The sequence below is a fragment of the Microlunatus sp. GCM10028923 genome (assembly GCF_042666975.1).
Lineage (GTDB): Bacteria > Actinomycetota > Actinomycetes > Propionibacteriales > Propionibacteriaceae > Microlunatus.
Map to the genome: position 1 here is coordinate 85,261 of NZ_JBHTFF010000019.1, position 21,583 is coordinate 106,843.

The window sequence follows — 21,583 nt, forward strand, 5'->3', positions numbered from 1 at the left end:
GTGCCAGCTTCTGCTACCACATAAACAACGAGGGGGTGAAGATCAATGACCATCGAAACTCAGCTCGCGGCAATGTTCGAGCAGTCGGACGCCGGCCTGTTCGGCCGTCCCTTCGATCCCTGTGGGATCACCAGCTACAACAGCAATAGCTGCTGAGTGAAACGGATGGAGGGGCGGGGGTCAGTTCTCGCCCCTCCATCTCTAGTTCCTACACAATGTTGAGGTATGCGGTGGCAAAGAACGACGAGTATTACACTTACCAACGAGCGGACAAGCGCTTCTTCGCCCCACTCGAAGAATCAATTGCGGCGGCAGACACGATCCCTAAGATTGCGGCAGCACTTCCCGGTGCAGACATTGTTCGCCACGGCATCTGGGCCCTAGTACGGTTCAAAGGCGAGCCAGAAGCCGAGGGCTGGAAGATTCATGTTTCGTGCACACCTGAGAATTTCGACCAAACAATCGATGTAGTCTCGAAATGCGCGAGCGAGTACCGTGTCGATTTCAAGACGTTCATTGACTCATCGCTCCTCGAACTCGCATTGTCACGTGCATGGCCAGCAACACAGATCGGCAAGATCTTTACCATGTATCCCGGGAGTAGTGATTCGCTACGTGACCAAGTCACCTCCAGGCTTGCTTCTGAGCTGCAAGGAAAACCTGGACCGGGAATTCTCGCGGAAGTCCGGCCCGACCCCGCCGCACAGGTGTACATTCGGTATGGCGCATATCAAACCACCTCTCTGACCGATTCCGGGTACAAGCAAGGGCTCATAACACAAAACGGCGAGGTACGAACAGACTCCCGGAAGCTGTCCGACAAGACCGAGCCTGCATCATCGATCTCTGTTGGTGAATTTTACCTGAACGAAGTAATCCACTTTGGCAGCACGGGCGGTGTGCTCGGCGCAACAAGGAAAGACTCTACCGAAAACCTGGTATTCAAGTATCACCGTACTCACACAGGCTACTCGCCAGACGGCCGCGACGCAGCACAACGGCTTGAGGATGAGTTCAAGCTTCTAAGTTCTCTAGGAACTGACCCTAGGTGGCCCATGGCTGTCGACTGTGGGTCGTTTAGTGAGAGCAAGTACATAGTATTGACACGCATGAGCGGTCACGCTCTATTCGAGTTCGTTGCCCGCAACAGCCCGATCATCCAGAATTCACTGACACCCGACTCCATCGCTAAGTACAAGCGCCTAATTGACCGCTTTGAGCAAAATCTCCGTACACTGCTAGCTGATCTCCGTAAACTCGGATGCACTTACGTGGACTTCTCGCCTACCAACATCTTCGTCACCGACGATGGCGACGTATCACTTGTCGACTTCGAAGGCGCGGTTCCAGATGCAGACGATCGCATAACTCGTCCAATCGCCTTTACTGAAGGGTTCTCAATCGGAGGGACTGATGCCGTCGGCATGCCGGTCGAAGACCTCCACTCTTTCGGAATCGGGAGTGCGCTGGCATACGCAGCCTATCCGAGGAATCCGTTACGGGCGGTCGCTCCAGACGCCTTCGCAAGATCAGTAGAGTTCGGCTGCAAATTGCTCGGATGGGATGCTGGCCGAATACTCGAAATGATTGGTTTGTCTCCAACTGACCACGAGATACGGCTCGATCCAACAACCCTCGAGGATTCGGCACGCTTCGTTGAAGAGTCGTCACCGGGTCAGCTAAGGCTCGAACCCTCAGGATACGAAACGAACGCCGCGGGATTCTTGTACGGGGCATCTGGAGCCTTGTCTGTGTGGAGCAGAGTTGGACGTAAGGTGCCTGCCGAATGGTGGGATACAATCGACCGTCAGGATCTCAGCAAGCTGTCCTACGGATTCGGATCAGGCGTGGCGGGGATTTGCCTTGCTCTGGAAATCGGCGCCGCAGAGGATGAGATCAAGAAGCGATTTGATAATCACCTCCGAAACTTCAGCGTCGAGTACATGAACGCAGTTGACGCTACGGATGGTCTGGCGAGCGTAGGACTAAGTATGCTCGAACTTCAAGCCCTGGGTCACGACTATAATAGACATCTTCAACAGATCGCCAATGCCCTAGTCAATTCCGCCTCTGACGACGGACGCGGATATCTATGGGATGCATGCGAAGGCAATCTTGGCTTGGGTTACGGCTCCGCCGGAATCGCTCTCTTTCTTCTCAGGTTTGGCGACCGAACCGGCTCGCCGGAGTTCATGCAGTTCGCCCGCCGGGCGCTGGAACATGACATCAGCTACTCCAGAGAGGCGATGGGAGTCGTCGGATACCCCGGGCACGTTAACGCGGTCACTATGTCGCCGTATCTCGCCGGCGGGTCAGCCGGAATGGCCATAGTGATGAATGAGTTTCAGGTAAGGGCTCCCGAGCTATCGGAATCACTCGTCTCGCGTACAGATGACATCGTTGCCAGTTTGCACGGGGGAATGAGCGTTAGCCCAGGATATTGGCGTGGGTCAGCTGGAATAATTGACGCTATGCGGATTGTGCGTGGAGAATCCGCTGTCGCCAACAACACAATTTCGTCCATGGCGGCGGCCTTGTCGGTGCAACCGGAAGGACTAGCAGTTCCCGGTTTCAATCTCATGCGGTTTTCTCATGACTTCGCCACTGGGTCGGCTGGCGTGATCGGAACCATATTCGGCCTAGCGTCGGGGATCGGAGCGCATCCACTCTTCACGGGATGCTCCTCGTGATGTCCGTACTCGTAGTTGCGACCGGCGCCGCTGCCGTTGTAAATCTCAATCAATACCTGGCCCGCATACGGGAGAGGGTCGCTAACGCTCGCGTCGGATGTCTTCTAACAGAAACAGCCGCAAGATTTCTTGCACCGCGACTTCTTCATTCCCTAGTTGACGAATTGCTGGTGGGGCCTGAACTTCCTAGTCCTTGGGAGATTGCACAGCAATACGATCGAGTCGTTGTTCTGCCATGTACCAAGAATCTTCTCTCTGCCGCAGCAGCAGGGCTGGCGATGACGCCTGCACAGAGCATCGTGGCCTACCGAGAGGATGGCGTGACGTTCTTTCCCTCGATGAACGAAGGTATATGGGGCTTGAAGTCGACCAAGTCCCAAGTGCAGACCCTGAGGATGCTAGGCCACATTGTGGTCGATCCTGTCATGGGGCCAGCCTGGATTCACGCCGAAGGTGCAATGCGAAACGATCTCTCGCTGATGGACCCGGTAAGTGCTGCTGCTGTCATTGCCAGGCAGATTGGGGCTTAGGAATGCCGCTTCTCAGTTCCTATCCCGCGCTTCAGGACCGCCGGTTTCGTCGGCTTATTCTAGCAACTGCCGTTTCTCTAACGGGGAGCGCTGTCAGCGCGGCCGTACTACCTCTATATATACTGGCCATCACCGGGTCCGCTGCCCTTACCGGCGTGATTGCGACCATCCGACTCATCGGCCTAGTACCAGCCCAGTTGGTCGCCGGAGGATTGGTAGACAAGTTCTCTGGACTACGTGTTCGCGTTATTGGGGATGCCGTAAAATCCATCTGCGTCCTAGCGGCGGCGGCGACAGTCATGTCCGCCGGATCTCTGGCGCTGATCACCGTCCTCCTCGCGATCGAGTCAATTGTTGGCGCAATTTTGGCTCCGGCAACAGTTTCAATGTTCCGTGCGTGGCTGCCAGAGGCTTCGCTCAAGTCGGCATTTAGCATCTGGTCCTTCCTGTTCGCAAGCACAGCAGTCATTGGACCGCCCGTTGCAGCAGTCGTGTATCACTACGCTGGGGCCGGGATCGCCTACCTACTGGACGCTGCAACCTATCTTCTGTCGGTCGCTGTGCTGGCACAGCTCGCAATTTCTTTGAAGTCTAGGGCGAATCCTCCAGTGGAGGCTACAGAGAGGACCCCACTACTAAGGAGTATCGCAAGTGGCATGCGACACGTAGTCTCGCAGACCTTTCTGCGAAATTACATCTTCTCTGTTGCCGTCGTAAACTTCACCTCCGCCATGATGCTCTTCGGTCTTACAGTAGTTCTCGCGCAGCAGTCTGAATCTGTCTATGGTGCGGGAATGGCGGCAATCGCATTTGCTGGAGTTGCAGGCAGCCTCCTAGGTGTAAAGGTTCCAGACAAGCGACACTATCTGCAAGCTGCCCTTGTGTCTTTCGTCTACGGAGCCTGCATGATTGGCGGTGCGGTTCTTCCAGCTTGGCCCGTTCTTCTCACCCTCTTCGCGATCAGTTCCGTTGTCTCTGGTGCACTGAATGTTTCCCTCAACAGCCATGTCATGCAATTGGTTCAGCCCGATCTCGTCGGGCGAGTGCAGTCATCGCTGTTGGTCATCGGTGGGAGCTTGTACCCGTTCGCGGCATCTCTTACGGGCGTGCTGATTGAATATTTCTCGGTATCCGTCATGCTAATCGTTGCATCGGCGCTTACCGCGATTCCATTATTGTGGCTCGGTGGCCACGCCTACGTCGAATGGAGATCTAAAGATGTCACAGCCCCTCGATGACCGGATTGCGCCCTGGTCAGAGATAGCTGAACAGTACGACACAATGAACAACTCATTGTTCCCAGCAGACTTGGATCGGCTGGAAGACCTGCTAGCCGGCCGGCAGACTGTCTGTGAACTGGCTTCTGGGACGGGCCGTGCAGCGCTACGCCTAGCGCGTTCGGGACGCCGCGTCGTTGCCGTTGATTTCTCCGCGGAGATGCTGAAACGGTTAGAACAAAAGGACGTTCAAGGAAGTGTGGAGACGGTGTGTCGGCCAATGGAGGAATATGTCCTTGAGGCGACCGACAAGTTCAGCGCCGTAATCTGTATAAACAACGGAATCACCTATCTCACATCTCCCGGCGAACAGCTTACGCTCCTGAGGTCGATCTCGAATATCCTTTCGCCTGGGGGTATCGTTGTGATTGAATGCGCGGCACCCTCGACTATTGTCTTCAACTGGGCACCGTTCCCGAAGACGATGCCAGTTGTGATTCGCCACGATATGTTTCTCTCGATGTCTGTCTCCCTCGATTTCCATGATCAAATGGCGCGCATTAGCTATGCCTACGAGAGCCCCGGTGAGCCGCCTCGGCGTGTCACTACGGTCTCCCGTTACATCTGGCCGAATGAATTCAAACTTATGTGCGAGCTATCAGGTTTGAGGATTCTCAATTGGTGGGGCACCTGGGACGGGGAGGACTACGTATCAGGTTCCCCAAAGATGATTGCTGTTTTGCGGAGTGTCGCGGGTACAGGGGAATGAGTTGTGTGAGTACTCGTCAGAGCTCATGAGTTCCGGCCTGCAGGCGCGATGACGAGACGCTGAGCGCGAGCGCCCCAGATGTTCGCAGAAGGCATTACGGAGAACCCCTCAGTTCCTCTTTCGATTCGCTGCAGGGAGGGACGGGTCACGGCTCTACGCTCTTCGTTTGAACGACTCGCTGCTCGTTCAAGTACTTCCAGGCCACGACCAGTCTGACGGCCCGTCGGAGAGTGTTCGCAGACGAGCCGAACCGGCGCACGAGTTCGTGCGTGCCTGGCAGCGGCACACCTCGTGGCAACTCACCTGCACGGATCGCTTCGACGATCCGGTGGGCGATGTGCTCGAAGGGAGCGCGCGGCGAGAGCCGAGCCCGCTCGGCGTCAGCACGCTCCTGGTCGGTCGCAGAAGCCACACGCGGTTTCGGTCGCTGTGGAACGCGAGCCTGCAACGCCTCGGACGCTCGCTGATCAGCTTCGGAGACAAATGCCGTGTATACGCGCAATGTCGTCGTGCCGCCGCCGCCGTGGCCCAACCGGCCGGCCACGGTACGGACATCAACACCCGCGGCGATCAACTCCGTTGCGGAGTAGTGGCGCAGCTTGTGCAGCGTCGAGTCGATTCCGAGCCGGGACACCGCCCGTTCATATCTCTGGCCGACGCTGTCGGGCAGGCGGTACGACATGCTGTCAGGGACCAGTGAGAACACGAACGCCGAATCGGATAACTCCGCGCCGACCGCCATCGCGCGGGCTTCCGACTCAATGCGCAACTCGCGGAGGATCTCCAGAGTGACCTGATCGAGCGCGACCCTGCGGTGCTGATGCGTCTTGGTGTCCTTGAGCCAGGTCTCACCGTTCGCCTGCCCCACACTCGCATCGAAGGTGACAGTGCCAATCGCGAGGTCAACCTTCGACCAGCGCAACGCGCACAGTTCTCCGCGCCGGGCGCCAGTGATCATCGCCAACCAGACAAGTGCTCCCCATGCAGGATCCTGGAACGCATCTTCGAGGATCCGCGCGGCCTCGGCGGCGCTTGGAGGATCTGGCTTCGGCGGGGTTGCTGCCGGCGGTTCGCCGCTTGCTATCGGGTTCGTCGCAACCCATTTCCACCTGACGGCCCGCTTGAAGGCGCCGCTGAGAATGAAGTGGATCTGCCGAATCGATGACGGGGCCAACGGCCTGCACACGTGGGCCTTGCACCTGACATCGCACTCGTGAGGCAGCTGGGTCCGATGCTCGGTGAAGGCTCGTCTGTTGCAGTGCAGGCGGCAACGACCGAGTTCCGCGTAGAACGAGTCGAGCAGGTCGGCATCGACCGCGCCGACCTTGACGTTTCCGATCAGGGGAGCGATGTGTTTGGTGAAGCACGACTGGTAGCGGCTAAGCGTTGTCCTGTCGAGTTGTGCCATCTCCAGGTGCCGCTCGACCAGGTGCGAGACTGACGAGCTGGTTCGAGGCTGTCGCTGCTCGTCGACCTGGACCTGGAGGCGCCGTTTGACCTTCTCGGCTTCTTTCTCCAGCTTCGGCGTTCCCGCCGGGATGGTCTCCTTCAGGTAGTGGCGCCGCTTCGTCACCGGATCGATTCCGGCATAGACAGACACACGAATCGCTCCGCTCGGAAGCCTTTCGATGCTTCCCTTCGGCCGGCTAGACCCCTGCCGCGTTGCTCCCGCCATGACAGCGATCCTAGCAACTCGCACCACGAATGACTCCACGAGTCGCCAAAGCGAGCGCGCCCCAGGCATCAGAATCAGCCAGGATCCCTTACATACAAGGGTTCCCTTCTGTGGGGCGGGTGGGGCTTGAACCCACGACCCAGGGATTATGAGTCCCCTGCTCTAACCGGCTGAGCTACCGCCCCGGCGGGACGACTATAGCGGCGGGGAAGTCGGCGGAGCAGGTCAGGAGCGGCGGGCGGCCAGGCTGTCGGCGAGGCGGCCGAGCCACTCCGCGACGCCGTCGGGGCCGCTGACGATCAGGTCGGAGATCTCGGTCAGGGCATCTTCTTCGTGGGAGGCGGAGCAGACCAGGAGGCCGGGGAAGCCTTCGGCGCGCAGGTGCTCCACCATCCGGAAGGCGGGTAGGTCGCCGAGATCGTCTCCGGCGAAGATCACCTGGCGGACGCCGGTCTCCTCGATCAGGGAGCGCAGGGCGACGCCCTTGTCCATTCCGGGGGCGCGGATCTCGATCACGTTCTTGCCCGGCTCGATGGCCCAGCGGTGCCGTTCGGCCAGGTCGTTCAGGCGGGGCAGCAGGGTCTCGAAGGCGGCGCGAGGGTCCGGCAGTTCGCGGGTGTGCACGCCGATGGCCCGGCCCTTGTGTTCCAGCCGGGCCTCGCTCAGGTCGAGGCTGGCCAGCAGCTGGTCCACCTCGTCGGTGAGGGCGGCGATGCCGTCGGGCTCCGGCGGGATGCTGAACTCCCCCGTCGCCGCGTCCCAGCGTTCGACGCCGTACTGGCCGAGAACGATCATGTTCCGCAGGCCGGGCACGGAGGTGAACCGGCCCAGGCGGACCACGGTCCGAGCGGGGCGGCCGGTGATCACGGCGATCGTCAGCCCGAGGCCGCCGAGGCGGCCCAGCGCGGCGATGGCCCGCGGGTTGCCGAAGGCGCGGTCGGGGTCGTCGACGATCGGCGCCAACGTGCCGTCGAAGTCGACGGCGATCATGGTCTTGTCGGGCCACTGCATGATGGCCCGCATCGCGTCGATCCCGGGATCGGGTACGGCTCCGGCGGCACTCACGCCATCGACTCTGTCAGACCGGGGCAACTCCACACAATGTGCGTCTTGCGGGCGCGGATACCCACCGGATCGAACCTGTTACCGATCTTCGGATATGGTCGAACAGACGCCTTGGGAGGCTTGGCACTGTATGAGCAGCGACAAAGGAAAGACGTCATCCACTCCGACCGCGTCCTTCGTGGTGGTCGCCAACCGACTTGCCGTCGACCGGATCGAGAACGCCGACGGCACGACGGGCTGGCGTACCTCGCCCGGAGGTCTGGTCACCGCCCTCGAGCCGGTGATGCGCGCCAATGACGGCGCCTGGATCGGGTGGCACGGGGCACCCGAGAAGCTGGAACCGTTCTCGACGAACGGCATGCAACTCATCCCGGTCGAGCTCAGCGAGACCGAGGTCGCCCAGTACTACGAGGGGCTGTCCAACGGCACCCTGTGGCCGCTCTACCACGACGCGATCGAGAACCCGCAGTTCCACCGGGAGTGGTGGGACTCCTACGTCTCGGTGAACGAACGGTTCGCCGACCGGACCGCCGAGGTTGCCGAAGAGGGCGCCGTGGTCTGGGTACAGGACTACCAGTTACAGCTGGTGCCGGCGATGCTGCGGCGGCGCCGGCCGGACCTGCGGATCGGCTTCTTCCTGCACATCCCGTTCCCGCCGCTGGAGCTGTTCCAGCAGCTCCCCTGGCGGAACCAGATCCTGGAGGGGATGCTCGGCGCGGACCTGGTCGGATTCCAGCTGCCGGGCGGCGCGCAGAACTTCGTTCGGCTGGTACGGCAGCGGCTGCACCTGCAGACGCACCGGGACCGGGTCCGCACCGCCGACGGCCGGACCGTGCTGGCGCGGGCGTACCCGATCTCGATCGACGCCTCCGGCTTCAACGAGATGGCCGCCAGCCCCTCCGTCGAACAGCGGGCCAAGCAGATCCGGCACGACCTGGGCGACCCGCGGACGATCTTCCTCGGCGTCGACCGGCTCGACTACACGAAGGGTCTGCGGCAGCGGATCCGGGCGTTCGGCGAGCTGGTACGGGACGGCCGGCTCGATCCGGACGAGGCGGTGCTGGTGCAGGTGGCTGCGCCGTCCCGGGACCGGGTCGACCAGTACCGGCAGCTGCGCGACGACATCGACATGCTGGTCGGGCGGATCAACGGCGAGACCGGCCGGATCGGCCGGCCACCGATCACGTACCTGCACGCGTCCTATCCGCGCGAGGAGATGGCGGCGCTCTACCGGGCGGCCGACATCATGGTGGTCACCCCGCTGCGTGACGGGATGAACCTGGTCGCCAAGGAATTCATCGCCTGCCGGCAGGACGACAACGGCGCGCTGGTGCTGAGCGAGTTCGCCGGGGCAGCCAAGGAACTGCGGCAGGCCTACCTGGTGAATCCGTACGACATCAACGGGCTCAAGGAGCGCCTGGTGGAGGCGATGAACGACTCGCCGCGGGTGCACGCCCGGCGGATGCGCTACCTGCGCAAGCAGGTGTTCGAGAACGACATCGACCGCTGGGCGTCGCTGTTCCTCGAGGATCTGACCGGCCGCGGGTCTTGATCCGGCCTTGATCCAATCCTTGGTCTGATCATCACAATTAGGCTCAACCCGATCCAATCTTGTTGAGAAGGTTGTCCGGCACGCCTACTTTTGAGGTGGCTGGGGCCATGAGCCCGGCTCCGTAGCTCCCTACCGCTCCGGAGCCCCGCCCCCCCAGGCGCCTCCTGGCCCCGGCCCAAATCTTCTGCTGCGGGCTCCTGCGTTCTCCACCCCTTTTCAGGTACGGGGATCATTGTCGGTCTTGACTGATTGCACTTTGCAATCAATGCTGGATGGTGACCGATGACGAAGGAGTGATCATGAACGATCCGGTGGCGCGTTTCGACGGCAGCTTCAGCGAACCCGGTACGACCGCGACGCCCTGGGCGGAGACGCGCCAGGTGCTCGAGTCGGCCCAGCTCGGCTGGCTCACCACGGTGCGCGCCGACGGCCGGCCGCACGTGACACCGCTGGTCGCCGTCTGGCTGGACGACGCCCTGCACTTCTGCACCGGGCCGGGCGAACAGAAGGCGCGCAACCTACAGGCTCACCCGGAGGTCGCGCTGGCGATCGGGGCCAGTTCGTGGTCCGACGGGCTCGACGTGGTGGTCGAGGGTACGGCGCGCCGGGTGACCGATCGGGCCCTGCTGGAGCGGCTCGCCGCGGCCTGGGCGACGAAGTGGAACGGCGACTGGCAGTACCGGGTCACCGACGCCGGCTTCGGCGGCGAAGGTGGCGAGGCCTGGGTGTTCGCGGTGGCACCGGCCAAGGTGCTCGCTTTTGGCAAGGGGCCGTACAGCCAGACTGGCTATAGGCCTTGATGGAGACGAAGCTCCCCCGGTTGGACTCGAACCAACAACCCTGCGATTAACAGTCGCATGCTCTGCCAATTGAGCTACAGGGGATCGCACCGCTCCCCAGCGAGGGGCGCGGGTACGTACGATAGCAGGCTGATCACCGAATGTCGTACTCGGTTCGCACCTGCTCCAGCGCACGGTCCGCGAGGTCGCGAATCCCCTCGGTCTGCCAGGTGACTCCGCGGGTCAGCGTGCTGTGCCAGGCGATCGGCGCGGCCGCGTCGGCGAGGTCCCGCCGGCCGCTGATCGTGACCCCGCGGTTGCCGTCGACCGGGATGAACTTCTCGACCACGAGGCTGGCCGCGACCCGTTCCCGGAACAGCTCCGGCAGCCGTGCGGGCTCGGCCAGATCGATCAGCCCGCGACGTCCGTCGTAGGCCCGGAAGCTGATCCGGCGGGTCTCGGAGTTCCAGCCGCCGGACTCGATCTCGTGCCAGCCGACGTGGGTCCAGCCGTCCTCGTTGCCGTACGAGAGCAGGGCGGGGAAGCCGATGCAGAAGCCGTCGCCGGTCGTGGCCCAGGACAGGATCCGCTCGACCGGCTGACCGTCGGCGCGGAGCGAGGCGACCAGCGAGGCGTACGCCCCGGCGGGCAGGCCGCGGGACTTGCTCCACCAGCGGGTCTTGAGGCTCATCCGGTCATTGTTCCAGCCCTCCCCGAACCGTCGGACCGCAGCCGGTCCAGCGCCCGGTGCTCGATCCGGCGCACCCCCGACTCGGACTGGCCGATCCGGGTCGCGATCGCCGCGTAGGACAGGCCCGGTTCGCCGTCCAGCCCGTACCGCAGGCGCAGCACGGTCTGCTCCAGTTGCGGCAGTCGCCAGAGCAGTTCGTCCACGGACCGCTCCGGTCGCTCGGTGATCGCGTCCGGTGGCGGGCCGAGGTCCGCCGGGCCGCCCGGATCTCCGGCCGGCAGATCGAGCGAGGTGACGTGCTGCCAGGCCAGCAGCCGCTCGTACCGGCGCGGGTCCAGGCCGGCCCGGGTGGCGATCTCGGCGGCGGTGACGTCTCGGCCGAGGGTCTGCACCAGCTCGTCCTCGGCGACCCGCGCGGCACGCAACTGCTCGGCCCGGAGCGCCGGCAGCGGCAGGCCGCCGCAGCGCCGGAGCACCGCGTCACCGAGCCGGGCCCGGATCCAGTGCAGCGCGTAGGTCGAGAAGCGCATCCCGCGGCGGTGGTCGAACCTGGCCACCGCGATCAGCAGGCCCAGACAGCCTTCCTGGAACAGTTCGTCGCGCGGCAGCCCGGCCCGGCTCGCGTAGCCGGGCACCAGCCCCGCGACCAGGCCGAGGTTGGCCCGGACGAACCGCTGCCGCGCCCGTTCGCCGACGCGTTCCAGCGCCAGCAGTTCCGCCGTCGTCGCTCCGCTGCGCCGGACCGGTCGCTGCCGCTCCGCCCAGGCCAGGGCGCCCGCCTCGATCCGGGCGGCCAGTTCGCACTCCTCGGCCGGCGTCAGCAGCGCCTCGTCCGGCTCCGTCGATTCCCCCATGGCGGCACTCTCGCCGTCGGCACCTACAGTCCGCCACTCTTCGGGTCAGTTATCCACAGGGCAATTCGGCGGGCTATTCCTGGGCACCGATGCTGCGCTGGTGCAGCGCGTGCCGGCGTGCCTCGAGGACGACCAGCTCAGAGAACATCTGGTTGTACTTCACGGCCTGGTCGACCGGGTTGGTCCGCTGCAGCTTCGACTTCAGCTCGGCGATCTGCCGCATCACGGTGAGCAGCTGCAGCCCGGAGCTGTACGCCGCCACCAGGCGTTCGGTCGGCTCGCCCGTGATCGGCAGCGGCTCGACGGCCAGCGAGACCGCGAGCGACCGGAGCCGGTCGTCCTCGGCGGCCTGGCTGACCCGGTTCGCCCAGTCGGTTTCGACGCCGTCCGCGGCGGCCTTCTCGACGCAGGTGAACACGGCCGCGTACGCGGGGTTGGTGAAGTCGACCGCGGTGATGCCGTCCCAGCCGGCCCCGAACCGCTGTGGCGCCTGGATGATCAACTTCAGGGTCTGCCGCTCGGTGGCCAGCAGCCGGTCGTTCGGATCCGGCAGTTCGAGACCCTTGCGGCGCGGCGGTTCCTCCGGTGCCTCCGGCGGCTCGTCGTGGCTCTGGGACCGGGAGCGGTCGCCCCGGTGGCCCGGCCCGGACTGCGGCCGCGGCGCCCGGGCGGCCCGGGCTACTTCGCGCTGCACCTCTTCCGGCTCCATCCCGAGCAGGCCGGTCAGTTCGCGGACGTACCCGCTGACCAGGCCGCGGTCGCGGATGCTGCCGACCAGCGGGGCGGCGGAGCGGAGCGCGTTCAGCCGGCCGTCGGCCCGGTCCAGGTCGTACCGGCCGACGATGTTGCTCATCACGAACCGGTACAGCGGCACCCGCCGGGCGACCAGTTCGCGTACGGCCGCCTCGCCCTGCTGCAGCCGCAGGTCGCACGGGTCGAGCCCGCTCGGCTCGACCGCGACGTACGTCTGCGCCAGGAAGTTCTGATCACCGGAGAAGACCTTCAGGGCGGCGCTCTGGCCCGCCTCGTCACCGTCGAAGGTGAAGATCACCTCGCCGCCGAACGCATCATGATCACCCATCAGCCGGCGCAGCAGCCGAGCATGATCATCACCGAACGCGGTGCCGCAGGACGCGATCGCGGTGTCCACCCCGGACAGGTGCGCCGCCATCACGTCGGTGTAGCCCTCGACGACCACGGCCTGGCTCTTCTTGGCGATCGCCTGGCGGGCCCGGTCGAGGCCGTACAGCACGTGGGATTTCTTGTACAGCGGGGTTTCCGGGGTGTTGATGTACTTCGCCGAGATCCGGTCGTCGTCGAAGATCCGGCGGCCGCCGAAGCCGAGCACCTGCCGGCCGGAGTCCCGGATCGGCCACAGCAGCCGGCCCTGGAAGAAGTCGTAGCCGGACTCGCGGGCCAGCCCGCCGGCGACCAGGTCGGCGTCGGCGAAGCCGCGCCCGCGCAGGTGCCGGAGCAGCGACTTGCCGTCCCGGGGGGCGAAGCCGACGCCGAAGTCGGTCGCCGACTCCCGGTCGAAGCCCCGCTCGGCCAGGAACTGGCGGGCGGCCAGGGCGTCCGGCTTGGTCAGCTGGTCGGTGAAGTATTCGGCCGCGGCCTGGTTCATCTCCATCAGCCGCATCCGCAGCCCGGGCGGCGTCCGCGGCCCGCCGTCGTCTGAGTACCGGAGCTGGATGCCGACCCGGTCGGCCAGCCGTTCGATCGCCTCGACGAACGTCAGGTTGTCGATCTTCTGGACGAAGCTGATCACGTCGCCGCCCTCGGAACAGGCGCCGAAGCAGTACCAGAGGCCGCGGGACGGAGTGACCTGGAAGCTCGGCGTCTTCTCCTCGTGGAACGGGCACAAGCCGACCATCGCACTGCCCGATCGGCGGAGGGTCACGTACGAGCCGACGATCTCGTCGATCCGGGCGCGCTCGCGGACCGCCGCAATGTCCTCTTCGTTAATCCGGCCCGCCACAGGGCGAGTGTAGACCTCGCGCGGCTGCTCCTAGAGTTGAGCTATGAACAGGATCGCGCCGGAACCGGAACGCCGGGTGCCCTGGCTGATCTTCGACGGCGACTGCGCCTTCTGCACCACGGCCGTGACCTGGATCGCCGAACGGCTCCACCGGCCGGGACGGCTGGACCCGAAGTACATCCCGTGGCAGTTCACCGATCTCGACGCGGCGGGCACCACGGCCGTGCGGGCCCGGCAAGAGGTGCTCTGGCTGGATCTGCGCGGCGAGGTGGCCGGCGGTGCCGCCGCGGTCGCGGCCTGGCTGCGTTACGCCGGCGGCCCGTACCGGATCCTCGGCACCCTGCTCCGGTTGCCCGGGGTCGCGCAGCTCGCCGACATCGTCTACCGCCGGATCGCGGCCAACCGGCACCGGCTTCCGGGCGGCTCGCCTGCCTGCGCCATGCCGCCGGCCGGCGTCGTACCGAACCACCACAACGCTCCCTGAGCCTGTCGAAGGGCGAGCCACACCTGGCCTGGCCCTTCCGACAAGCTCAGGGCGCCGCGTCCTCGAGTACGGAGAGCTCGGCCCGTTCGAGAGCCAGTTCGCCGTCGACGACCTCGATCGCCAGCCGTCGTCCCGGCCGCTCGTACAGCCGCGCGTTCAGGGCGACCCCGTCGACGTAGAGGGTCGCGATCGTGTCGTCGACGACCAGGTCGACGGTGAGGGTCTCGCCGGGCCGGGTCCGGAACGGGCGCTGCAGGCCCCGGTTGTCGTAGCGGTACCAGGGATAGTTCGGCACCCGGTCCACGTCGATCCGGCCCTCGCCGGCCCGGAAGGTGTACGCGTAGCCGTCGCCGGACGCCTCGTCCTCGAACAGCACGATCGCGAATGCCCGCAGCTGGGCCGGGGTCAGCCGGAGGGTGATCAGCACCGGCCGGTCCTCGGGCAGCAGGCCCAGCCCGATCCGGCGCCGCCCGTCCGCCGCCACCGGGATCGGGCCGTCGATCAGGGAGGTCGGGGCCGGGAACGCTGCCCGTACCGGATCCGGGAGGCGGACGCCGAGCGAGCGGTCCGGCCGCTGGTACACCTCGTGGACGACGAGGGTGCCGCCCCACTGCCAGGCGCCGAGGTCCCGTTCGCCCTCCTTCGTCGCCACCCAGCCGAACAGATAGCGGTGCTCGCCGTCCGCGGCGGACCGGGCGGCGTAGTAGGCACGGCCGTCGAACGCGTCGTCGGCCGGCGCGGTCCAGGGCCCGTCGAGGCTCTCGCTCATCCGGTACACGGTGGTGCTGCGGTCGCTGTACTCGGTGGTCAGCAGGTACCAGTGATCACCGAGCCGGAACAGGTCCGGCATCTCATGCATCGTGTAGCGGTCGGGCGCCCAGAAGTCGCCCTGGAAGGTCCACTGCTCAAGATCATCCGAGGTGTACCAGACCGTCCGGCCGGTGGTCCGCTGCCGGTCGCCGTCCTGCCGGGCGCCCAAGATCATCACCCAACGATCATGATCATCGTCGCGGAGCACGTACGGGTCCCGCCAGTTGTCCGGGTCGTGCCCCGGTTCCGGCGGGACCAGTTCGCCCTCGACCCTCGTCCAGTGTTCAAGATCATCACTGACCGCGCGCAGCAGCACCTGGGCCGGCTTCCCGGCCGCCGGATAGTCCCGGTTGTAGCCGGTGTAGAAGGCGTGGAAGCGGCCACCGGCCCGGATCGTCCCGGGCGTCTCGAAGACGCTGCCGGCGAAGATGAACTGGTCCTGGTCGGTGTCGCCGCCGCGGTGCAGCGATTCGCCGCGATCTTCGTACCGGACGAAGTCGGTGGTCCGGGACAGCGCCCAGCCGAACGGTTCCCCGAACGGCCCGGGCCGCCGGGTGTCGCGCTGGTGGAACAGCTGGAACGCCCCGTCGGCGAAGATCGGCATGCAGTCGCCGAACCAGGTCCCGGGATGCTGATAGTAGAGGCGATGCATGCTGTCCACCGTAGGACAGCGACGCGGTTCGCGCCGCCGTTGTTGATCATGAAATGGGCTGCCGAATGGCGGTCCGCCCAGATCTCTCAGGGCTGACAACGATGTCATGATGTGATCGGTACGGGAGGGAGTGCGGATGGTGCATCGGCCGACGATCCACGACGTGGCCCGCGAGGCCGGCGTCGCGGTCAAGACCGTGTCCCGGGTGATCAACGGCGAACGCGCGGTGAGCGACGCCATGCGGGCCCGGGTCCGGGCCGCGATCCGTACCCTCGACTACCGGCCGAACGCCGCCGCGCGGGTGCTGCGGCGCAAGGTGAGCCGATCGATCGGGTACGTCTGCGTCGACATCGCCGAACCGGTCCAGGCCCGCCTCGCCCGGGCGATCGCGACCGTCGCCCATGATCACGACTCGGCGCTGACCGTGTCGTTGACCGGGAACGACCCGGACCGGGAGCGGGCGGTGATCGAATCCCTGCTGGCCCGCCAGGTGGACGGGCTGGTGCTCTGGCCGACCGGCACCGGCAGCCGGTTCCTGCTCCGGCTCGCCGACTCGCTCCCCGTGGTCTGTGTGGACCGCCCGATCGAGGGCGTCGAGACCGACACCGTGCTCTGCGACAACCACCGCGGCGCCGAGCAGGCCGTACGGCTGCTGGCCGACCGCGGCCACCGCCGGATCGCCTTCGTCGGCGACCCGCCGGAGCTGTTCACCCAGCGCGAGCGGCTGGCCGGCTACCGGGACGGGCTGGCGGCGGCCGGGATCGAGGCGGACCCCAAGATCATCTTCCAGCGGGTCCAGCAGGCCGGCCCGCTGCGCCGGCAGCTTGATCACTGGCGGGCCTCGCCGGCGCCGCCCACTGCGCTGCTGGCCGCCAGCTCGCTGTCGGCGATGGCCGTCGCCCGGGCCCTGCGTGCGGCCGAGCCGCTGGCGGTGGTCGGCTTCGACGACTTCCCGCTCGCTGACCTCGTGCACGGCGGCCTGACCGTGGTCGGCCAGGACGTGGACGGGATGGGCCGGGCCGCCGCGGAGACCCTGTTCGCCCGGCTGGCCGGCGACGGCGGCGGGCGGCTCCGGATCCGCGTCGCGCCCGAATTGATCATTCGCGGCTGAGCGATGCCGGCAGCGGGAAAGTCCAGGATTTGTGCTGTGCTGTCCATGTCGCGGACGCCGGCCGGCTGTCAGGCTCGATCGTGAAAGCCTTACGGACAAGGAGTTGATCGACGATGACCGTCACAGACGTCCACGACCCGCGGGTACGGGAGCAGGGCTACCTGCTGGTCGAGGACCTGCTCTCCCCCGCCGAGTGCGACGAGATCGGCGAGCGCCTGCTCGACTACGCCCGCCAGGACCGTGCCGTGCCGGACGGCCTGTCGCTGCAGCAGGAGCCCGCGCTGGCCCGGACCGGCCAGCAGGTCGAGCCCGGGCAGGACATCCGCAAGATCAGCGGGCTCTGGGCCGACGACCTGGTCCGGGAGAAGATGATCACCCGGCCCGCGATCGTGGAACGAGTCCAGGCCGTGCTCGGTGATCAGCTCAGGCTGTTCCGGGCGGACGCGCTGATGAAGCCGGGCAAGGTGGGCTCGGAGAAGGGATTCCACCAGGACTCGCCGTACTGGCCGATCCAGCCGATGTCGCTGTGGTCCTGCTGGCTGCCGCTCGACGACGCGACCCTGGACAACGGCTGCATGCTCGTCGTACCAGGCAGTCACAGCGGCGGCGGCCTGCCGCACGAGCACACCCAGGACGACTTCGTGATCCCGTCGACGCACTACGACCTGGACGCGGTGGTCCCGGTGCCGATGCGGCGCGGTTCCGGGCTGTTCTTCCACAGCCTGGTCGTGCACGGCACCGCCGCCAACACGTCGGGGCGGCCCCGGCGGGCGATCACCATGAGCTACTTCGGCGCCGAACACGGCTACACCGGCGACGGGCCGCGGCCCGACTACCCGGTCGTGGCCGGCTGACCCGGGGCGTCGTGGGGTCGGCGGACGACGGCAGCGGCATCTCGCTGATCGCCCATGCCGCGGCGTTCTTCGACTGCTCGCCGAACTGGCGGCTGGCCCCACGATCCCTGCCGCACTATCAGCTCTGGGTGATCACCGGCGGGGTGTGCGAGTTCCGGCTGGGCGGGCTCGACCCGGTCCGGGCCGGGCCCCGCTCGGTGATCATGATCCCGCCGCAGATCTCCCAGCAGGCCTGGTACGGCGAGCCGCCGCTGCGCACCCACGTGGCCCACTTCATGGCGTACGACCGCGGCGAGCACCGGCTCGACCTCTGGCCACCGACGCTCATGATCAACGTACGCGGCCGGGGCTGGGACCGGATCGTCGCCGGCGTACGCGACGCGGCGGCCGAGCTGGCCCGGCCCAGGCCCGGCAGCGCCATGATCGCCAACGCCGCGCTGACCGACGCCGTCGGCCGGCTGGCCCGGCTCGAGGCGGACGCGGTGATCACCGACCCGTCCGGGGAAGCCCATCCGCCCGAGGTGACCGCGGCGATCGACCACCTGCGCCGCCACTACGACCGGGACCTCTCCACCCGGGACCTGGCCGCGGCGGCCCACGTCAGCCCGGAATTGCTGCGCCGGCTGTTCCGGCGTGCCACCGGCCAGTCCCCGTCCCGCTTCGTCCAGCGGTTCCGGATCGGCGTCGCCCGCCGCCTGCTCCAGGAGACCGACCTCCCGGTCTCCGTCGTCGCCCGCCGGGCCGGCTTCGGCGACGCCTTCTACTTCTCCCGCGTCTTCACCGCCGCCGAAGGCACCCCGCCGTCCCGCTACCGGGCCACCGCCCGGGCCGAGCTGTCCGCCGGCCCCTAGGTCGACGCCAACCGCCGGGTCGATCGGGTCAGGCCGGTCAGAAAGGACTGGGTTTCCGGGTCCGTGGAGTACAGCAGCGCGCCCCGAAGCCCACGCGTGAGCAGAACCTTGTAGACATGCCGAACGAGCCGATCGAACTCCGAATCACTGACCGTCTTGCGACTGCGGAATGCCGGATCCTTGCTCGCATCCCGGTTGGTAACCCATCGGTCGGCTCGCCAAACAAGGTCGGGTCCCAGGATGACCCCTGCGTAGTCGTACTCGAAGCCCTGGGCGGTGTATACACAACCCACCTGGCCAAAGCCAGCAGGATCAGTGGCCCAGTAAGGCGAAGCCGGGGCTCCTCCTATGGATCGATCACCCTTGAGATTCCACGGTCTCGTCCAGGATCCGATGACCACGTCATTCACGAGCGTTCCATCCCCACGAGGATCACTCCAAGGCCAGCAATAGCCCGCCGCCATCCGCGCGCCGTAGCCCTGACTGCGCCATGCCTGAAGCCGCGACTCCATTTCGTCCGGTGAATCCGCGACGTCCAATTCGAACCGATTGTCGCCACGCCAAGGTGCCGCCTCGCCATGATCAAGCCCGAGAAGGCCCAGCACCCAGGATATGTAGATCTTCGACCCACCACACCGGAACTGATCATCGAGCTTGATCACTTCGACGTCGATACCTTCATCCTTCGCCGCGGCGATAATGATATCGACAGTTCCCACCTCCCCTGGGCGCACAACCTGGTACTGATCCAAGAGGAACACTGGAACTCGGGACGCCGAGAGTAACTCCTGAACCTGCGGCCGCGCGATGTCGCGTTGCGACCTGCTGGTGTATCGATTCGCGGAAGTCGAACGGATCCGATGAGCCTCGTCAAGAATCAAGCAGTCGAGCTCATTCGGCTCGGCATTCATGAATGAGTTGAAGTACATGAATAGTCGCTGTGTTCTGGTTGACCTGGCACCGGCAACCCTACGCAGGGTCTTGGTGAACGACTGCGAACCAGTTGCGTGCACAACGCTCCGGCCCTGCCGGGACAAGTCACCGAGAAGCGACAGCGCGATCACGCTCTTGCCGCTGCCCGGGCCGCCGGTAACCACAACTGCTGTCTTCTTGTTTGCGCGCCGCGCCCTACTCACGTCGTGCAATACGTACTCGTAGGCTGTCCGTTGCTCGTCGAGCAGCGTGAACATTTCCCGACGCTGCACTTCCTCGGCTGCGATAGCAAGGAGCTGCTTGGAGGGACCGACTCGACTCTCGAGCAGCTGGTCAGCATACTGTCCACCGTTACCCGTTGAGGTGAATCTACTTCGAAGGAATTCGACGAATTCACCCCTTCCTTGACCCGTGAATAGGCGACTTCGAGTGTCAGCGGGCGACCTGCGGAGTTGGGCCACATCTAGTTCTGTCGCATTGTGCAGGTAGGCAGCGCCAGCGAGCGAATCCGGGTTCTCTTGCAGTACGGCCACGAAGTCGGCAAGGTAGTCGCAGTAGCCTCGCACTTGTACGGATGGGTGGACGAGCGGGCGGGTGCCGTATTGGGGTATGCAGACAAGAGAGTCGCTGTCCTCATACAGAGTCGCACTACTCCACTGCTTAAGCTCGACAACTAGGTACGACGGACCACCGCGCGGGTGCTCGCCGACGAGCACAACGTCGGCCCGTTTACTGCTGAGCGGAAGCTGGTATTCGAACAGCATCTCGACGTCATCGAGACCGGCTGACACAAGGTCAGCGCGCAGCGCTGGCAAGCTCATCGTCCATGAGCGGATTTCTCCCGAAGTCGGGCGATGACCTGCGTTTCGCTGTACCCCCTGAGCGATGTACTCACTGACTACTGACTCGGCGATCGACAGTCCACGAACGGATTGGCGATAGGCGTACAACGGACGATCCCCTTGGGCAGCACGAAATTTCGTGCGACGGGGAGCATGTCCGAGACGGAAGCTCGTCGAGCCGCGATGACTTCCGTGAGTCTATCGGGAGCGGGCGTGATCGCCCGGTACGTACCGCAGATCGTCCGGAGGAATCCCGCGCCGTCGGGCCACACCATGACAACGCTCGACGCTGGTCAAGTCGGATGGACCAGCGTCGTTCGCCGTTACTCAACCCTTGCGGCTGAAGTCCATGTCAGCTGCGCTGCAGACCGTCGACCCGGGGATGGGCTCGGCGGATCGCGGTGTAGTTGAGCAGCTCGCCCAGCCGTTCGTAGCCGACCGTCGGGTAGAGGTAGGCGCCGGCCTGGCTGGCGCTCAGCACCGAGCGGCGCAGTCCGCGGTCGCGATCGTCCCGGAGCATCCGGGCCAGCAGGGCGCGGCCGATGCCGCGCCGGCGGTGGGTCGGCACGACGAACATCTGCGAGCACCAGGACGACGGCCGGTCGGGCGCCGGCACCTCGACGCTGGCGACCCAGCCGACCGGCTCGCCGTCCAGGACCGCCTGGTACTGCCGGAACTGCCCGTCCTCCGCGAAGGCCTGCTTGGGCAGCCGGGGACCGCCGGCCGCCAGCAGCCGTTCGGCCTGGTCGGGCGTGTCGACCCGCTCGACCTCGATCGACCGGTCCGGGTCCGGCAGGTCGGCCAGCCGGTGCTGCAGGAACGGTTCGGCGCCGCCGAGCCGGAACCCCAGTTCGCGGTAGGCGTCCCGGATCGGCGCCGGATCCTCGCCGTCGGCGCGGACCACACAGAGCGCGTACCGGCCGCGGGCGTGCTGCTCGGCCAGCCGGACCAGGTCCGCCGGGGCCAGTCCGCGACCGACCCACTCCTCGCGGCGGTACTTGATCGGGTCGCGGCGCAGCGCGTCCCGCAGCACCCAGCCGCCGCCGACCCGTTCGGCGAGATAGGGGTAGGTCCGGCTGCGCGTGCAGGCGAAGCCGCGGACGAAGACCTCGATCGCCCGGTCCAGTTCGGTGGCGTCGCTCATCCGATCAGCATCCCGTACCGCGCCCTTGTCCACAGCCGGCGGGCCCCGAATTTCGTTGTCCACAGATTTTCTTGATCGGCTGCGGGACCGGCCGAGGAGAGG

The 21,583-nt window shown here is 65.6% G+C and carries 18 protein-coding genes and 2 tRNA genes; 10 read left to right on the forward strand and 10 right to left on the reverse strand.

From position 1 onward, the window contains the following. Positions 1-230 precede the first annotated feature (230 nt). The 4 genes from ACFQU4_RS33280 to ACFQU4_RS33295 are packed head-to-tail and all read left to right on the forward strand — an operon-like array spanning position 231 to position 5,206. Complete coding sequence (locus ACFQU4_RS33280) at positions 231-2,690, forward strand: lanthionine synthetase LanC family protein (protein WP_377500530.1); 2,460 nt, start codon at positions 231-233, stop codon at positions 2,688-2,690. Continuing rightward, the gene (locus tag ACFQU4_RS33285; protein WP_377500532.1) at positions 2,690-3,220 is read left to right on the forward strand and encodes a flavoprotein; all 531 of its coding nucleotides are present in this window, start codon (positions 2,690-2,692) and stop codon (positions 3,218-3,220) included. The genes ACFQU4_RS33280 and ACFQU4_RS33285 overlap by 1 nt, the downstream gene beginning before the upstream one ends. 2 nt (positions 3,221-3,222) lie before the next feature. Next, entirely contained in the window at positions 3,223-4,458 is a 1,236-nt protein-coding gene (locus ACFQU4_RS33290) for an MFS transporter (RefSeq protein WP_377500534.1), read from the forward strand. Beyond that, positions 4,439-5,206 (forward strand): class I SAM-dependent methyltransferase, encoded by a 768-nt coding sequence (locus tag ACFQU4_RS33295; RefSeq protein WP_377500536.1) that lies wholly within the window; start codon positions 4,439-4,441, stop codon positions 5,204-5,206. Before ACFQU4_RS33290 ends, ACFQU4_RS33295 begins: the two co-directional genes overlap by 20 nt. Positions 5,207-5,351: 145 nt before the next feature. On the opposite strand, the gene ACFQU4_RS33300 is transcribed toward ACFQU4_RS33295, so the two are convergent. From ACFQU4_RS33300 to otsB, 3 genes are all read right to left on the reverse strand, one after another. Further along, entirely contained in the window at positions 5,352-6,881 is a 1,530-nt protein-coding gene (locus ACFQU4_RS33300; protein WP_377500538.1) for a tyrosine-type recombinase/integrase, read from the reverse strand. A gap of 111 nt (positions 6,882-6,992) precedes the next feature. Continuing rightward, positions 6,993-7,066, reverse strand: a tRNA-Ile gene (locus ACFQU4_RS33305). Positions 7,067-7,106: 40 nt separating this feature from the next. Continuing rightward, a complete protein-coding gene (gene otsB, locus ACFQU4_RS33310; RefSeq protein WP_377500540.1) occupies positions 7,107-7,946 on the reverse strand; it encodes a trehalose-phosphatase in 840 nt (279 codons plus the stop codon). A 130-nt stretch (positions 7,947-8,076) separates the two neighbouring features. On the opposite strand from otsB, the gene ACFQU4_RS33315 reads away from it, so the two are divergent. After that, the gene (locus ACFQU4_RS33315; protein ID WP_377500542.1) at positions 8,077-9,498 is read left to right on the forward strand and encodes a trehalose-6-phosphate synthase; all 1,422 of its coding nucleotides are present in this window, start codon (positions 8,077-8,079) and stop codon (positions 9,496-9,498) included. Between the two features lie 299 nt (positions 9,499-9,797). Continuing rightward, the gene (locus tag ACFQU4_RS33320; protein WP_377500545.1) at positions 9,798-10,298 is read left to right on the forward strand and encodes a pyridoxamine 5'-phosphate oxidase family protein; all 501 of its coding nucleotides are present in this window, start codon (positions 9,798-9,800) and stop codon (positions 10,296-10,298) included. A gap of 11 nt (positions 10,299-10,309) precedes the next feature. Here the strand turns inward: ACFQU4_RS33320 and ACFQU4_RS33325 are convergent. The 4 genes from ACFQU4_RS33325 to dnaG form a co-directional block, all read right to left on the reverse strand. Further along, positions 10,310-10,382, reverse strand: a tRNA-Asn gene (locus tag ACFQU4_RS33325). A gap of 49 nt (positions 10,383-10,431) precedes the next feature. Next, positions 10,432-10,968, reverse strand: a complete 537-nt coding sequence (locus tag ACFQU4_RS33330) for a hypothetical protein (protein ID WP_377500547.1) — start codon at positions 10,966-10,968, stop codon at positions 10,432-10,434. After that, positions 10,965-11,822: a sigma-70 family RNA polymerase sigma factor gene (locus ACFQU4_RS33335; protein WP_377500550.1), complete on the reverse strand. Its 858-nt coding sequence runs from the start codon at positions 11,820-11,822 to the stop codon at positions 10,965-10,967. The genes ACFQU4_RS33330 and ACFQU4_RS33335 overlap by 4 nt, the downstream gene beginning before the upstream one ends. A 73-nt stretch (positions 11,823-11,895) precedes the next feature. Next, entirely contained in the window at positions 11,896-13,800 is a 1,905-nt protein-coding gene (gene dnaG / locus ACFQU4_RS33340) for a DNA primase (protein ID WP_377500552.1), read from the reverse strand. Between the two features lie 43 nt (positions 13,801-13,843). Between dnaG and ACFQU4_RS33345 the strand changes: the two genes are divergently transcribed. Continuing rightward, on the forward strand, positions 13,844-14,284 hold the full coding sequence (locus tag ACFQU4_RS33345; protein ID WP_377500555.1) for a thiol-disulfide oxidoreductase DCC family protein: 441 nt from the start codon (positions 13,844-13,846) through the stop codon (positions 14,282-14,284). Between the two features lie 46 nt (positions 14,285-14,330). Here ACFQU4_RS33345 and ACFQU4_RS33350 read toward each other — a convergent pair whose 3' ends face one another. Further along, positions 14,331-15,746, reverse strand: a complete 1,416-nt coding sequence (locus ACFQU4_RS33350) for a glycosyl hydrolase family 32 (protein ID WP_377500557.1) — start codon at positions 15,744-15,746, stop codon at positions 14,331-14,333. Between the two features lie 136 nt (positions 15,747-15,882). Between ACFQU4_RS33350 and ACFQU4_RS33355 the strand changes: the two genes are divergently transcribed. The 3 genes from ACFQU4_RS33355 to ACFQU4_RS33365 all read left to right on the forward strand — a co-directional run bounded on the left by ACFQU4_RS33355 (position 15,883) and on the right by ACFQU4_RS33365 (position 18,562). After that, positions 15,883-16,857, forward strand: a complete 975-nt coding sequence (locus ACFQU4_RS33355) for a LacI family DNA-binding transcriptional regulator (protein WP_377500559.1) — start codon at positions 15,883-15,885, stop codon at positions 16,855-16,857. Positions 16,858-16,970: 113 nt separating this feature from the next. Continuing rightward, positions 16,971-17,711, forward strand: coding sequence for a phytanoyl-CoA dioxygenase family protein (locus tag ACFQU4_RS33360; protein WP_377500561.1), 741 nt, complete (start codon positions 16,971-16,973; stop codon positions 17,709-17,711). Between the two features lie 11 nt (positions 17,712-17,722). Next, positions 17,723-18,562 carry a helix-turn-helix domain-containing protein gene (locus tag ACFQU4_RS33365; RefSeq protein WP_377500563.1) on the forward strand — a complete coding sequence of 280 codons (840 nt, stop codon included), beginning with the start codon at positions 17,723-17,725 and terminating at the stop codon, positions 18,560-18,562. On the opposite strand, the gene ACFQU4_RS33370 is transcribed toward ACFQU4_RS33365, so the two are convergent. Together ACFQU4_RS33370 and ACFQU4_RS33375 are read right to left on the reverse strand one after the other, a co-directional pair. Then, the gene (locus ACFQU4_RS33370; RefSeq protein ID WP_377500565.1) at positions 18,559-19,752 is read right to left on the reverse strand and encodes a DNA/RNA helicase domain-containing protein; all 1,194 of its coding nucleotides are present in this window, start codon (positions 19,750-19,752) and stop codon (positions 18,559-18,561) included. The genes ACFQU4_RS33365 and ACFQU4_RS33370 overlap by 4 nt on opposite strands. Positions 19,753-20,689: 937 nt before the next feature. Then, on the reverse strand, positions 20,690-21,481 hold the full coding sequence (locus ACFQU4_RS33375) for a GNAT family N-acetyltransferase (RefSeq protein ID WP_377500567.1): 792 nt from the start codon (positions 21,479-21,481) through the stop codon (positions 20,690-20,692). Positions 21,482-21,583 lie beyond the last annotated feature (102 nt).

What these genes read in the sequence shown, in the direction of transcription:
- ACFQU4_RS33360 (WP_377500561.1), top strand. Translation starts at nt 16,971, where the DNA reads ATGACCGTCACAGACGTCCACGACCCGCGGGTACGGGAGCAGGGCTAC.
- ACFQU4_RS33345 (WP_377500555.1), top strand. Translation starts at nt 13,844, where the DNA reads ATGAACAGGATCGCGCCGGAACCGGAACGCCGGGTGCCCTGGCTGATC.
- ACFQU4_RS33295 (WP_377500536.1), top strand. Translation starts at nt 4,439, where the DNA reads ATGTCACAGCCCCTCGATGACCGGATTGCGCCCTGGTCAGAGATAGCT.
- ACFQU4_RS33300 (WP_377500538.1), bottom strand. Translation starts at nt 6,881, where the DNA reads ATGGCGGGAGCAACGCGGCAGGGGTCTAGCCGGCCGAAGGGAAGCATC.
- ACFQU4_RS33290 (WP_377500534.1), top strand. Translation starts at nt 3,223, where the DNA reads ATGCCGCTTCTCAGTTCCTATCCCGCGCTTCAGGACCGCCGGTTTCGT.
- ACFQU4_RS33315 (WP_377500542.1), top strand. Translation starts at nt 8,077, where the DNA reads ATGAGCAGCGACAAAGGAAAGACGTCATCCACTCCGACCGCGTCCTTC.
- ACFQU4_RS33350 (WP_377500557.1), bottom strand. Translation starts at nt 15,746, where the DNA reads ATGCATCGCCTCTACTATCAGCATCCCGGGACCTGGTTCGGCGACTGC.
- ACFQU4_RS33330 (WP_377500547.1), bottom strand. Translation starts at nt 10,968, where the DNA reads ATGAGCCTCAAGACCCGCTGGTGGAGCAAGTCCCGCGGCCTGCCCGCC.
- ACFQU4_RS33335 (WP_377500550.1), bottom strand. Translation starts at nt 11,822, where the DNA reads ATGGGGGAATCGACGGAGCCGGACGAGGCGCTGCTGACGCCGGCCGAG.
- ACFQU4_RS33320 (WP_377500545.1), top strand. Translation starts at nt 9,798, where the DNA reads ATGAACGATCCGGTGGCGCGTTTCGACGGCAGCTTCAGCGAACCCGGT.
- ACFQU4_RS33375 (WP_377500567.1), bottom strand. Translation starts at nt 21,481, where the DNA reads ATGAGCGACGCCACCGAACTGGACCGGGCGATCGAGGTCTTCGTCCGC.
- ACFQU4_RS33285 (WP_377500532.1), top strand. Translation starts at nt 2,690, where the DNA reads ATGTCCGTACTCGTAGTTGCGACCGGCGCCGCTGCCGTTGTAAATCTC.
- ACFQU4_RS33355 (WP_377500559.1), top strand. Translation starts at nt 15,883, where the DNA reads ATGGTGCATCGGCCGACGATCCACGACGTGGCCCGCGAGGCCGGCGTC.
- ACFQU4_RS33370 (WP_377500565.1), bottom strand. Translation starts at nt 19,752, where the DNA reads ATGTTCACGCTGCTCGACGAGCAACGGACAGCCTACGAGTACGTATTG.